The following is a 13,272-nucleotide window of genomic DNA, read 5'->3' as shown; positions in this document are numbered from 1 at the left end:
GGGGCGATCATGCCCCCGTGTCGTCAAAAAGCTACCAGCCAAATATCCTGTCAGAACACTGAAGGTGCCTAAGTGAACTGCATTACGCCCCTCGGCGGGCTTTTTCTTGTCAGCCGCCACTTTTTTCGGTGCCCGTAAATCTCGCGCCAATCCCTAGAGTTTCGAGATTCGTGGTTAAGCAACAGGGTTAAACGCCTTTTAACCTTTGCAATTCATTATCCACGACTGAAAGCCAATCGCATTTCGGACGGATTCGCCGTTCCGAGCTTCTCAGGGGTGACAAGCATGTTCAAGACAGCAAGAAAGGTCCTGCTCGCCTTCCTGTTCGCAGGCCTGGCAGGACCGCTGTTCGCAGCCGACCTGCCGGAACCGATGGTCGAAGAGGCTCCGCCTCAGGCTGTCTACGAGCAGCCGGTCGAGGTCGGCGGCTGGTACATCCGCGGCGACATCGACTATCACAAGTCGACCGTGCGCGGCATCGACTATATGACCTACACCGTCGATCCCTGTAACTGTACGGTTACGCCCGGCACCAGAAGCTTCGATTTCGGCAAACTCAAGGGCGGTTTCTCGCTCGGCGCCGGCGTCGGCTACAAGATCAACGATCACTTCCGGACCGATTTGACCGCCGACTACTGGTTCAAGTCGAACTTCAACGGGGGCACCTCGGACATCAACGGTACTTCGACCGAAGTATCGAAGATGAGCGCCCTGTTGCTGCTGGCGAATGCCTATGTCGATCTCGGCACCTACCATGGCATCACGCCTTACGTTGGCGCCGGCATCGGCGGCGCCCGCGTCAAGTGGGATGATGTCTACGACCCGAACACCACCGAGTTCAATCCCGGCAGATCAAGCTGGCGTTTCGCCTACGGTCTGATGGCCGGCGCTTCGTACTGCCTGACCGACAAGATCATTCTCGATGCCGGCTACCGCTTCTCCCATATTCAGGGCGGCCGCATGTTCGACTGGAACATCACCAGTTCCGGTCCCGGCTTCGACCGTGGCATCAACACGCACGAAGTGCGCGGTGGCCTGCGCTACCAGTTCGGTGGCAGCAATGGTTGCGCCGCGCCGGTCGTGGCCTACCAGCCCGAACCCGAGCCGATCTACACCAAGTAACGCCATCTACATCACTTGAATTCTTCGAAAACCGTCCGGCCTCAAGCCGGCCGGTTTTTCGTTTGGGCCGCCTGGAATCGACAGGGGAAATGAATTCGCTAACGCTCTGTTAGCCTTAACCGGCACTTAACCACTATGGTTAACAATGCTCCTTGAAACGATGGCTGCCGCTGCGATTGCGGGCTGCGCCAAATTCGGGAGTCGGGGACCATGAAACTTACATCGCGTATGGCGCTGGCGCTCGGTGCACTAGCCCTCCTGCCGCTGACGCCGGTGCACGCGGCCGATTATGACCCGCCGATCTACGTCGACCAGGCGCCCGACTACGTCCCGGTCGAGGTCGGTTCCGGCTGGTACCTGCGCGGCGACGTCTCCTATCTGGCGCAGAAGAGCTTCAAAAATGAGGATTTCGCCTTCACACCTTCGCCACCTGCAAGCTTCAGCGACAAAGAAGATCCGATCTTTGCCAGCATCGGCTTCGGCTACCATTTCAACGACTATCTGCGCGCCGACCTCAATCTCGGCTATCTGCCTGGCAACGAGATCGGCGTCGGCTATGACGATTCAGCGACTGCGGCAGAGCCGACCGTGGCGTCGGCATCCCTGAAGAACTACGCCTTGTCGGGCATACTCAACGGCTATGTCGATCTTGGCACCTATGTCGGCATCACACCCTATCTCGGCGCCGGTATCGGGGTCGTTCGCAGCAAGCGCAGCCTGTCGGCAAGCTATTTCACCGACAATGGCGACGACACGGACGATTTCGCCGTAAGTGACAGCAAGACCCAGTACTCGCTGGCCTACACGCTGAATGCGGGCCTCGCCTATCAGGTATCGAAGAACGTTTCCGTCGACCTGGGCTATCAGTATTTCTCCGCCCCGGACGCTGAATATGTGACGGCTGAGAGCCTGACCTCCTATCCGGTCAAAAAAGGTATCAGCAACCATCAGGTCAAGCTCGGGCTGCGCTACGATCTCTGGTAGGCGCGGCGAGCACGAGGTTCAGGACGGCGGATCTTCGGGGTCCGCCGTTTGCGTTTGAAGTCACGACATCCCGATCAGGGATCGCCGGTATCCCGGCAGCGACAAAAACTTTCCTCTTGACGCCCGAAGTCTGAACGCATATCGCCGTCCGTGGGCCACCCCTCCCCAACGAGGGGCCACTATCTGGAAGGATAGACCACGATGACGACGCATACGAAGCCCGGACTCCGTCCGGCAAACCCCAATTTTTCCTCAGGTCCCTGTGCAAAACGTCCCGGCTGGTCGGTCGAGGCGCTGAACAATGCCGCGCTCGGCCGTTCCCACCGCGCCAAGATCGGCAAGACCAAGCTCGAACAGGCGATCGAGCTGACGCGGGAGATTCTCCAGGTCCCGGCGGGTTATCGCATCGGCATTGTGCCGGCGTCGGACACCGGTGCGGTCGAGATGGCGCTGTGGTCGCTGCTCGGCGAGCGCGGCGTCGACATGGTCGCCTGGGAGAGCTTTGGCTCCGGCTGGGTCACCGACGTGATCAAGCAATTGAAGCTCGCCGATGTGCGCAAGATCGAAGCCGGCTACGGCGAACTGCCTGATCTTACCAGGATCGATTTCGACCGCGATGTGGTCTTCACCTGGAACGGCACCACGTCGGGCGTGCGCGTGCCGAACGGCGATTTCATTCCCGCGGACCGCAAGGGCCTGACCGTCTGCGATGCGACTTCCGCCGCATTCGCGCAGAGGCTCGACTTCGAAAAGCTCGATGTCGTCACGTTCTCCTGGCAGAAGGTGCTGGGCGGCGAGGGCGCTCACGGCATGCTGATCCTGTCGCCTCGTGCCGTCGAGCGGCTGGAGACCTACAAGCCTTCATGGCCGCTGCCGAAAATCTTCCGCCTGACTTCGGGCGGCAAGCTGATCGAAGGCATCTTCAAGGGCGAGACCATCAACACCCCCTCGATGCTGTGCGTCGAGGATTACCTCGATGCGCTCAACTGGGCGAAGTCGACCGGCGGCCTCGACGCGCTGATCGCCAGGGCGGATGCCAATGCGGCCGTCCTCGATCGCTTTGTCGGCAAATCCTCCTGGCTCGGTCATCTCGCCGTCCAGCCGGCGACACGGTCGAACACGTCCGTCTGCCTGTCCTTCACCGATCCGGACGTGTCCGAGCTCGACGCCGACGGGCAGGCGGCTTTCGCCAAGGGGCTGGTGTCGGTGCTCGACAAGGAAGGCGTCGCCTACGATATCGGTGCCTATCGCGACGCACCGCCCGGCCTGCGCATCTGGTGCGGCGCGACGGTCGAGACGTCGGATCTGGAAGCGCTGCTGCCCTGGCTCGACTGGGCCTTCGCCGCACAGAAGGCGTCGCTCAAAGCGGCGGCCTGAGATCATTCGCGGCGGCCTCCGGGCCGCCCATTCCCATCAGGATCAAATCCATTTCAAGGAGGTCGCCATGGCGCCCCGCGTTCTCGTCTCAGACAAACTCTCCCCCACCGCCGTGCAGATATTCAAGGATCGTGGCGTCGAGGTCGACTATCTGCCCGATCTCGGCAAGGACAAGGAAAAGCTCGCCGAAGTGATCGGCCAGTATGATGGCCTCGCCATCCGCTCGGCGACCAAGGTCACCGAAAAGCTGATCAACGCCGCTACCAATCTCAAAGTCATCGGCCGCGCCGGCATCGGCGTCGACAATGTCGATATCCCGGCGGCAAGCCGCAAGGGCATCATCGTGATGAACACGCCCTTCGGCAACTCGATCACCACAGCCGAACATGCGGTGGCGATGATCTTTGCGCTGGCGCGCCAGATCCCTGAAGCCAACGCCTCGACCCATGCCGGCAAATGGGAAAAGAACCGCTTCATGGGCGTTGAGATCACCGGCAAGACGCTGGGCGTCATCGGCTGCGGCAACATCGGTTCGATCGTCGCGACACGCGGCGTTGGCCTCAAGATGCACGTCATCGCCTTCGATCCGTTCCTGTCGGACAGCCGTGCCGAGGAGCTTGGCGTCGACAAGGTCGAACTCGACGAACTGTTCGCCCGCGCCGATTTCATCACCCTGCACACGCCGCTGACCGACAAGACGCGCAACATCATCGATGCCGCGGCGATCGCCAAGATGAAGAAGGGCGTGCGCATCATCAATTGCGCACGCGGCGGTCTGATCGTCGAGGCCGACCTGATCGCGGCGCTGAAGAGCGGCAAGGTGGCCGGCGCCGGCGTCGACGTCTTCGAGGTCGAACCCGCCGAGAACAACGAACTGTTCGGCATGGAGAATGTGGTGGCGACGCCGCATCTCGGCGCCTCGACGACGGAGGCCCAGGAGAATGTCGCGTTGCAGGTTGCCGAACAGATGGCCGACTATCTGATCAAGGGCGCCGTCTCCAACGCCATCAACATGCCGTCGATCACCGCCGAGGAGGCGCCGCGGCTGAAGCCGTTCGTCAAGCTTGCCGAGGTGCTCGGCGCCTTCGTCGGCCAGGTCACCGAGGATCCGATCAAGGAGGTCGAGATCCTGTTCGACGGCTCCACCGCGACGATGAACACGCGCGCGCTGATCAGCGCCGCACTTGCCGGGCTGATCCGGCCTCAGGTCTCGGACGTCAATATGGTGTCGGCGCCGATCATGGTGAAGGAGCGCGGCATCATTGTCGCCGAGGTCAAGCGCGACAAATCGGGCGTGTTCGACGGCTATATCAAGCTGACCGTGAAGACCGAGCACATGACGCGCTCGATCGCCGGCACATGCTTCTCGGATGGCAAGCCACGCTTCATCCAGATCAAGGGCATCAACCTCGATGCCGAGGTCGGCCAGCACATGCTCTACACCACCAATGCCGACGCGCCGGGCATTATCGGGCTGCTCGGCACTGTCTGCGGCGAGAATGGCGTCAACATCGCCAACTTCCAGCTCGGCCGCAACCGGCCGGGCGGCGATGCCATAGCGCTGCTCTATCTCGACGCGCCGTTCCCGGAAGCCGTGCTGGAAAAGGTCAAAGCGCATAAGTCGATCGACTCGGCCAAGCGGCTGCAGTTCGACGTCAACGCGATGTGATCGAGGACAGGGGTCGCCCTCGTTGATGCCGGCCGCCGCGGCGGCCGGTTCAGGTCAACTCGTCCGAGCCATCGGAGACAGCCACCCGATGTCGGTAGACCAGTTCCCAACCCTTCCAGCCCGTAAACAGCAGGATGAGAACCACGATCAGCGATAGGACGAAGCCGGTTGGCATCACGGCCGCCGCTCCGCCGGTATACCGCAAGTACCAGTTGTAAAGCTCGATCAACACGACGAGTACATTGCCGCCGGCATGGAGCCATGCCGTCGTGAGATTGCGGATCTGAACATCGCCGAGAACATCCGTCAGGCCAGCAAGCGCAGCCAGGGCAGCCATGATCAGGCCGGCGCCGAGAAGCCAGAGCGATCCGGTGACCCATCCGGGATCGGCTGTTCGCCAGAAGATAAGATCGCAAACGAAGGTGCCGACGAAAAAAGCAATCGGAAACGGAATCAGCATGGGATGGATAGGGTGACCAGCGATGCTTGCCGTGCTGCGAGGGTTCTGGCTCATCATGTCGCCTCCCTGCCGTTCAAACTCCGCTGGAGGTGAAATGTTCCAAGTGGGGACGCGGCAGGGTTTATGCCGCCGTTCCGCGGCCATTGGCGAAGTCCAGGCCGTTCGCGTGAATTGCCGCGACGGCGGAGGGCGTCAGCCGCCACATGTCATCCGCGGTGGTCCGCCAACGCCATCTTGCGCCCGCTGTATTCGGCAAGCCCGATGCCGCCCAGCACGAGCACCAAAGCCAGTGCCTGATAGAGGTGGAACGTCTCGCCGACGATCAGCACCGACAGCAGCGTGCCGAAGATCGGCACCAGATTGATGAACAGGCCGGCGCGGTTGGCGCCGATCAGTTCGTTGCCTCTGATGTAGAAGATCTGCGAAACGACGGAGGCGCCGATCGCCGTATAGACGATGACGGTCCAGCCGCGCGCGTCGGGCATGATGACCTTGCCGGCGACGACCTCCCACAGGAAGAACGGCAGCGAAGTGACGAGTGCCGCAACCGACAGGGCCAGCATCAGGCTTTGCCAATGCATCACCGGTTTCAACCGCAGTCCGACCGAATAGCCGCTGTAGAGAAACACGGCGACCAGCATGATGGCATCGCCGAAATTGAGTTCCAGCGTCAACAGCCGGCGCGGATCGCCATGGCAGGCGGTGAGGATCACGCCGGCGATGGTCAGCACGACGCCGACAATCTGCGCCCAGTTCACGCGCAGGCGGAAGAAGACGAAATTGGCAGTCATGATCAGGATCGGCATCGCCGCCTGTTCGATCGAGACATTGATCGCTGTCGTGTAGTTGAGCGCCGTGTAGAAGATGGTGTTGAACAGGGTGAAGCCGCTGGCGCCGAGGGCGACCAGCACGAACCAGTGCTTGCGGACGACCGGCCAGTCCTTCTGGATGGTCTTCCAGCCGATGGGCAGCATGATCGCCACGGCCAGAACCCAGCGCAGGAAGACCAGCGTCATCGGCGAGACGTGATCGACCGCCAGCTTACCGGCCACCGAATTTCCGCCCCAGAGCAAGGTGGTGAGCAGCAGGAATATGTAGGCGCTTCGATGCATCGCGGGATTCCAGTCGCCGGAGCTGCGGTGTTTGCCGGCCTATTGCCCTCGCTCGCCCAAGTAAATGATGTCAAAGCCGAAAATTGTTGTGCCTCAGGGCATTTTCGACGGCAAAGAAAGGTCGCGCTCGCGAGGTCTTGACGTTATAGAGGCCTGTCGTTTCGAACCATATTCAAGCCGCTTGGCGGCGTCTCAAGGGAAAAGAAACATGGCCAATGTGGTGGTCGTCGGCTCGCAGTGGGGTGACGAAGGCAAGGGCAAGATCGTCGACTGGCTGTCGGAGCGCGCCGATGTCGTGGTGCGTTTCCAGGGCGGCCACAATGCCGGCCATACGTTGGTCGTCGACGGCAAGGTCTACAAGCTGTCGTTGCTTCCGTCGGGCGTCGTGCGCCAGGGCAAGCTGTCCATCATCGGCAATGGCGTCGTGTTCGACCCGCATGCTTTCGTCGCCGAGGTGGCCAAGCTCAAGGCGCAAGGTGTCGAAGTCGCACCGGATCGCCTGAAAATAGCCGAAAACACAGCGCTTATCCTGTCCCTGCATCGGGAGCTGGACGGATTCCGTGAGGACGCCGCATCCAATTCCGGGACGAAGATTGGCACGACCCGTCGTGGCATCGGCCCCGCCTACGAGGACAAGGTGGGCCGGCGCGCGGTCAGGGTGATGGACTTGGCGGATTTGGAAACACTGCCCGTGAAGGTTGACAGGCTGCTGACGCACCATAATGCGCTGCGTCGGGGGCTTGGCCATGCGGAAGTCACGCATGACGCGATCATGCAGGAACTGACCTCGGTCGCCGACGACATCCTGCCCTATATGGACCGGGTCTGGAAAATCCTCGACGACAAGCGTCGGGCTGGCGAGCGTATCCTGTTCGAGGGCGCGCAGGGCACGCTGCTTGACATAGACCACGGCACCTATCCATTCGTGACCTCGTCGAACACGGTTGCCGGACAGGCTGCCGCCGGCTCCGGCGTCGGCCCAGGCGCCATCGGCTATGTGCTCGGCATCACCAAAGCCTATACGACACGCGTCGGCGAGGGTCCGTTCCCGACCGAGCAGAAGAACGAGGTCGGCGAATTCCTCGGCACGCGCGGCCATGAATTCGGCGTCGTCACCGGCCGCAAGCGCCGCTGCGGCTGGTTCGACGCGGTGCTGGTACGCCAGGCCGTCGCTGTCAACGGCATCAAGGGCATCGCGCTGACCAAGCTCGACGTGCTCGACGGGCTGGACGAGATCAAGGTCTGCACAGGTTATCGTCTCGACGGCGAGATGATCGATTATCTGCCGGCCAGCCAGGGCGCGCAGGCACGTGTCGAGCCGGTCTACGAGACGCTCGAGGGCTGGAAAGGCACCACTGCCGGCGCGCGCAGCTGGAACGATCTGCCGGCCCAGGCCGTCAAATACGTCCGCTACATCGAAGAGCTGATCGGCGCCCCGGTCGCACTCCTTTCCACCAGCCCGGAACGGGACGACACGATACTTGTGACCGATCCGTTTCAAGACTAGTTTCTGAAGCCTTTCCGGGCATCGCGGCCGATTTGCGGGGGCCGGCGCGGAAACAAAATACAGGTCGACTGAAGCATGGCAGATTACGTTGCTATTCTGAAAAAGGCGCTCGGCAAGCATGGTGACGAGACGCCGGAAAAGCGTACGCGCATCTATGCCAGCGTTCGCACCATGCTGGCGAAGAAGCTTGAGGAATATTCGCCGCCGCCGGCCGCCGAAGCCATAGCCACGCAGATGCGTTCGCTGGAAGACGCGATCGCGAGTGTCGAGCGGGACTATGCCAAGAGCCTGCCAGAGACCGATCCGCTGGCGGAGCTGGAACACATCTTTTCGTCGATCGATCGCAACAAGAATCAGCCAACCCATACACGGCAGCCGGCCAAGGCCGAATCAGCCTGGCCGGCACCGCCCGCTGCAAAGCCTGAATCTTATCAGCCCGCGCCACCACCTGCCGCCAAGGTCGAGCCGAGCTGGCAAAGGGCGACGCCGGCGCCTTCCCAGCTGGCTCGCGCCGACACGCCTCTTCCAGGTATGGATGCCGACGAGGAGGAGGACGAGGCCGATGTCTTTTCCAGCGACGAAGAGCCGGTGTCGGATACCTTCCAGCGCCTGCGTCCCGCCGAGCGCAAGCGCAGCTATGGTGGGCTGATCGCGGCCGTCGTCGCTCTTCTGGTCGTAGCCGGCGGCGGCTACGGAATCTGGCTGAACAAGGATGCCTTCGGCAAAATGCTTGGGTTTGGCGGCAATCAGGTCGCCAAGACCGAGCCGGTGAAACCAGCGCCTGCCAAGCCGGCAACCGATGCCGCGGCAACGCCTCCGGCGCCCGCGGCTGGCGGCACGGAAGCCGAAAGCACGAAATTCACGCAGCGGCTGACGCCGCAGGGCAGTGAAGTCGACCCGGGTCCGGCCGGTGGCCAAAGCGGCATCGGCGAAGGCGAATCGGTCGCCGCGCTGACCACGCCGCCCTCGGCGACAAACCCACCGGCGATTTCCGCTCCGGCCGCAGGCACACCTGCCGCGGCAGCGCCCCCCGCTACAGGTGCCGCCCCCGCAACACCGCCTGCCAACGGAGCTGCCCCGGCAGCGCCAGCCGATGCTGCCGGCACGCCGACCGCACCGGCCGGCGCCGCGCCGCCCGCCACGGCAGCTGCGCCTGCGGAAGCCGCTCTGCCTGTCGGCCAGAAGGCGATCTTCTATGAGGAGCGTACCAGCACTGCCCAGGGTTCCGCCGAGCCCGGCAACATCGTCTGGTCGCTGGTGCAGGAATCGCCCGGTGGCGACCTGCCGCCGGAGCCGGCGATCCGCGCCGAGGCCACCATTCCCGGCAAGGACATCCAGTTGCGCATGACCATCCGCCGCAACACCGACCAGACACTGCCGGCCAGCCATATCATCGAGATGATCTTCCTGACGCCCGACGGTTTCGAGGGCGGCGGTGTCGACAACATCCTGCGCGTCGCCATGAAGGGTTCGGAGCAGGATGCCGGCAGCCCGTTGATCGGCATTCCGGCCAAGATCGCCGACGGCTTCTTCCTCGTCGCGCTCAACGATACCAAGGCCGACGAAGACGCCAACATGACCCTGCTTCGCGGCCAGGACTGGATCGACGTACCGGTCGTCTACAAGACCGGACGGCGGGCACTGCTGACCATGGAAAAGGGCATTCCCGGCGAGAAGGTGTTCGACGAGGCAATCAAGGCCTGGCAGGCGAAGACGGCGGGCTGAGAAGGAAGCCGGCCCGAAGCCTCGTTGACTCAGAAGCCCTGGAACAACATATCGAGCGCGGCGACGATGTCGTCGTGGTGCCGGGAGAGATTTCCCTCGGCATCCGGCAATTCAGAGGCCATCAAGGCTGACATGAACTGCGTGACCATTACATGATCTTTGCCATCGATAGCGAAGGTCGGATTTAGTCGGCGGCCCGGAACCGGTGCTATGTTGGGCGGCATCAACGGAATGACGACTCTTGTGCTCAGTCCTTCAAGAAGGTCGGACTGAACATCGAGAAAATAGCCGCCGCCTTCAGCATTCCGATAAAGATCGTAACGTGCCATCAAAACAGCCGGTATTTGGCTAATGGCAGTCCGTTGCGCCTGACATATTCATTGGAGCTTTCAATGGCTTGTTTGTTTTCCTCTTGCCATCGACGCGTCTTTTCCGCCGCAATCGCTTTCGCGATCCCCGCCTCGGCGGCACGGGAAATGTTGATGCCCAACGCTTTCGCGTCGCTGATCAACTGGGAATCGATGGACGTGTTGACGGATTGCCGTTGAGGTTTTGACGTCGATTGAAGCATGGAAATCGCTCTCTTTTATGCGCATAATGTAGGCGCATAAAAGTTCACACACAATCCCTTACCCTTCCATCTCCTCGCGCAGCATCTCCAGTTCCAGCCACTCTTCCTCCAGCGCCGCCAGCGTGGCGCGCTCCTTGTCGAGGGCGGCGATGGTTTTCTGGAAGGAGGCCGGGTCGCGCTCGTAATAGGCCGGATCGGCGATGTTGTTCTCCAGCCTTGAGATCGAAGCCGTCACACCCTCGATTTTCTTGGGCAGCGATTCCAGCGCGAATTTCTGTTTGAACGACAGTTTCTTCGCCGGCCCCTTTGGCGCGGCCGCTTCACTTCTGGTCGTCACTGGCGCTTCGCCGTTTTCGGCCTTCGCACGCGCCTTGCGGTCGTCCAGCCTGGTGCCGCCGCGCTGCGCCAGCATGTCGGAGTAGCCGCCGGCATATTCGATCCAGCGGCCTTCACCATCCGGCGCGATCAGGCTGGTCACGGTGCGGTCGAGGAAATCGCGATCGTGGCTGACCAGGATGACGGTGCCGGCAAAGCCGGCGACCAGTTCCTGCAGCAGTTCCAGCGTCTCCATATCGAGATCGTTGGTCGGCTCGTCGAGCACCAGAAGGTTTGCCGGCCGCGCCAGCACCCGCGCCAGCAAGAGCCGTGCCCGTTCTCCGCCGGACAACTCGCGCACCGGCGTGCGTGCCTGCTCCGGCTTGAACAGGAAATCCTTCATGTAGGAGACGACGTGGCGCTGCTCGCCATCGATGACGAGGTTCTCGCCGCGCCCGTCGGTGAGATATTGCGCCAGCGTCTCCTGCGGGTCGACCGCCTCGCGCTTCTGGTCGAGCGTGGCGATCTCCAGATTGGTGCCGAGCCGCACCGAACCGGCGTCCGGCTTCATCTCGCCGGTCAGCATCTTCAAGAGCGTCGTCTTGCCGGCGCCGTTCGGCCCGACCAGGCCGACGCGATCGCCGCGCTGGATGCGGGTCGAAAACCCCTTGACCACGGTGAGATCGCCAAAGCTCTTCTCGATGTTCTTCGCCTCGATCACCAGCTTGCCGGACTCGGCGGCGTCGCTCGCCACCATGGTCGCCGACCCTTCGGCACCGCGATGGCCGCGAAAACGCTGGCGCATGGTCTGCAACTCGCCGAGCCGGCGCATGTTTCGCTTGCGCCGCGCCGTCACGCCGTAGCGCAGCCAATGCTCTTCGCGAACGATCTGGCGGCCGAGTTTATGCTGCTCGCGCTCTTCTTCCTCCAGGACCAGGTCGCGCCATTCCTCGAAATGGCCAAAGCCCTTGTCCAGCCTGCGGGTCTGGCCGCGATCGAGCCAGATGGTGGCGCGCGACACACGTTCGAGAAAGCGGCGGTCGTGCGAGATGACGATCAGTGCCGAGGAGGTGCGGATGAGTTCTTCTTCCAGCCATTCGATGACCGAGAGGTCGAGATGGTTGGTCGGCTCATCGAGCAGCAGGATGTCTGGCTCCGGCGCCATCACGCGGGCAAGGGCAGCACGCCTCGCCTCGCCACCCGACAGATCATTCGGACGTTCCTCACCCGACAGTCCGAGATGCTCCATCAGATAGCTGGCTCGGTAGGGATCGTCGGCGGGGCCAAGCCCGGCCTCGACATAGGCGCGGACGGTGGCAAAGCCCTCCATGTCCGGCATCTGCGGCAAATAGCGGATAGTTGCCGAAGGCTGGCGGAACACCTCGCCGTCCTGCGGCTCGATCAGGCCAGCGGCGATCTTCAGCAGGGTCGACTTGCCCGACCCGTTGCGGCCGACCAGTGCGATCTTGTCGCCGGCCGAAGCCGTCAAGGCGGCGCCGTCGAGCAGCGGCGTGCCGCCGAAGGTCAGTTTTATCCCGTCGAGGTTGAGAAGAGGCGGGGCCATGTCAGCTTTCAGGTAAGGGATAGGGATGAGCGAGCAGCATCGCGCGGCCATGGCCGAGCGCGATTTCGAGGCGGCCCCCGGTCTTGTCGGACTTGACCTCGTTGGAGATGGTCAGCGACGAACCGAACACCACCTTGACGTGGTTCAGCGGCCATTTGGCGCCGGTGACGGTCAGGCCGGCGAGCTCGGAAAAGCCGAGCACCGAAAACAGCGTGCCATCGGCATAGTCGAAGCCGGCCATTCCGCGCAGCAGCGGGATGCCTTCCTGAGCGCCGCTGGTCAGGAGCACATCGGTCCCTGCTTCGGCCAGGCGCAAGGCAAGCGCCAGATGCAGGAAAGCGTGGTCGGCGCGCTTGCCGCCGAAAGCACCGGCGAGCACCAGGCGGGTCGCGCCGCGCTCGAGTGCGGCGGCAATGGCCAGTTCGCCATCGGTCTGGTCCTTTTCCGCCGGGAAGGTCCGGCGCGGCACGGCAGCGAGATCGTCAGGCAGCTCGGCTGGCACGGAATCGAAATCGCCCACCCACAGTTCGGGCACGAGACCCAGCAGCCGCGCATGCCCGATGCCGGCGTCGGCGGCGATGACGCGGGAGCCTTCGGCCTGGCGGTCGAGCCGTGGCGTGCGGATGAGATCGCCGCCAAGCAGGATGGTGAATGTGCTCATATCGTGTGGCCCTTACCAGCCCGGCACGGGAAACGGAAGGCGGCAAACTCCCACTTGCATGGGGGATCGGCCCGGCCTATGTGTCGAAACGCTCTAACGGGGTGCCGGACGCGATCTTCGCGGGCCGGCTGAGAGGCAGTCTCGCCAACCCGCTGAACCTGATCCGGTTTGTACCGGCGGAGGGATTAGACGTTTCGGACAGTCC

The 13,272-nt window shown here is 62.7% G+C and carries 12 protein-coding genes and 1 riboswitch; of the genes, 6 read left to right on the top strand and 6 right to left on the bottom strand.

Annotated features, from left to right (window positions below; all coding sequences use genetic code 11):
• The first annotated feature begins 285 nt into the window (after positions 1 to 285).
• From NKI69_RS21025 to serA, 4 genes are all read left to right on the top strand, one after another.
• On the top strand, positions 286 to 1,122 hold the full coding sequence (locus tag NKI69_RS21025) for an outer membrane protein (RefSeq protein ID WP_023811864.1): 837 nt from the start codon (positions 286 to 288) through the stop codon (positions 1,120 to 1,122).
• Between the two features lie 210 nt (positions 1,123 to 1,332).
• Positions 1,333 to 2,106 carry an outer membrane protein gene (locus NKI69_RS21020; RefSeq protein ID WP_023811865.1) on the top strand — a complete coding sequence of 258 codons (774 nt, stop codon included), beginning with the start codon at positions 1,333 to 1,335 and terminating at the stop codon, positions 2,104 to 2,106.
• A 201-nt stretch (positions 2,107 to 2,307) separates the two neighbouring features.
• Positions 2,308 to 3,483, top strand: a complete 1,176-nt coding sequence (locus NKI69_RS21015) for a phosphoserine transaminase (RefSeq protein WP_023811866.1) — start codon at positions 2,308 to 2,310, stop codon at positions 3,481 to 3,483.
• 67 nt (positions 3,484 to 3,550) lie between these two features.
• Positions 3,551 to 5,152 carry a phosphoglycerate dehydrogenase gene (gene serA / locus NKI69_RS21010; protein ID WP_023811867.1) on the top strand — a complete coding sequence of 534 codons (1,602 nt, stop codon included), beginning with the start codon at positions 3,551 to 3,553 and terminating at the stop codon, positions 5,150 to 5,152.
• A gap of 49 nt (positions 5,153 to 5,201) precedes the next feature.
• On the opposite strand, the gene NKI69_RS21005 is transcribed toward serA, so the two are convergent.
• A complete protein-coding gene (locus NKI69_RS21005; protein WP_023811868.1) occupies positions 5,202 to 5,666 on the bottom strand; it encodes a DUF2231 domain-containing protein in 465 nt (154 codons plus the stop codon).
• A gap of 152 nt (positions 5,667 to 5,818) precedes the next feature.
• Positions 5,819 to 6,724 carry a DMT family transporter gene (locus tag NKI69_RS21000; protein WP_023811869.1) on the bottom strand — a complete coding sequence of 302 codons (906 nt, stop codon included), beginning with the start codon at positions 6,722 to 6,724 and terminating at the stop codon, positions 5,819 to 5,821.
• A gap of 208 nt (positions 6,725 to 6,932) precedes the next feature.
• Between NKI69_RS21000 and NKI69_RS20995 the strand changes: the two genes are divergently transcribed.
• Both NKI69_RS20995 and NKI69_RS20990 read left to right on the top strand, forming a co-directional pair.
• Positions 6,933 to 8,231, top strand: coding sequence for an adenylosuccinate synthase (locus tag NKI69_RS20995; protein WP_127267133.1), 1,299 nt, complete (start codon positions 6,933 to 6,935; stop codon positions 8,229 to 8,231).
• Between the two features lie 75 nt (positions 8,232 to 8,306).
• Positions 8,307 to 9,956, top strand: coding sequence for a hypothetical protein (locus NKI69_RS20990; protein ID WP_128305511.1), 1,650 nt, complete (start codon positions 8,307 to 8,309; stop codon positions 9,954 to 9,956).
• 29 nt (positions 9,957 to 9,985) lie between these two features.
• Here the strand turns inward: NKI69_RS20990 and NKI69_RS20985 are convergent, their stop codons facing one another.
• From NKI69_RS20985 to NKI69_RS20970, 4 genes are read right to left on the bottom strand one after another with little or no spacing between them, the layout of a single operon-like run.
• Positions 9,986 to 10,285 (bottom strand): CcdB family protein, encoded by a 300-nt coding sequence (locus NKI69_RS20985; protein WP_127297430.1) that lies wholly within the window; start codon positions 10,283 to 10,285, stop codon positions 9,986 to 9,988.
• Positions 10,285 to 10,527, bottom strand: coding sequence for a type II toxin-antitoxin system CcdA family antitoxin (locus tag NKI69_RS20980; RefSeq protein WP_352554243.1), 243 nt, complete (start codon positions 10,525 to 10,527; stop codon positions 10,285 to 10,287). Before NKI69_RS20980 ends, NKI69_RS20985 begins: the two co-directional genes overlap by 1 nt.
• A 58-nt stretch (positions 10,528 to 10,585) precedes the next feature.
• Entirely contained in the window at positions 10,586 to 12,406 is a 1,821-nt protein-coding gene (locus tag NKI69_RS20975; protein WP_352722474.1) for an ABC-F family ATP-binding cassette domain-containing protein, read from the bottom strand.
• A 1-nt stretch (position 12,407) separates the two neighbouring features.
• Positions 12,408 to 13,067: a thiamine diphosphokinase gene (locus tag NKI69_RS20970; RefSeq protein WP_352722473.1), complete on the bottom strand. Its 660-nt coding sequence runs from the start codon at positions 13,065 to 13,067 to the stop codon at positions 12,408 to 12,410.
• Between the two features lie 87 nt (positions 13,068 to 13,154).
• Positions 13,155 to 13,269: riboswitch (TPP riboswitch) on the top strand.
• The last annotated feature ends 3 nt before the right edge of the window (positions 13,270 to 13,272 follow it).

Origin of the sequence: Mesorhizobium sp. M0491 (assembly GCF_040321265.1) — a bacterium.
Classification (GTDB): Bacteria; Pseudomonadota; Alphaproteobacteria; order Rhizobiales; family Rhizobiaceae; genus Mesorhizobium.
Note: the sequence above shows the minus strand (reverse complement) of the source record. Positions and strands in the feature narration are given on the sequence as shown.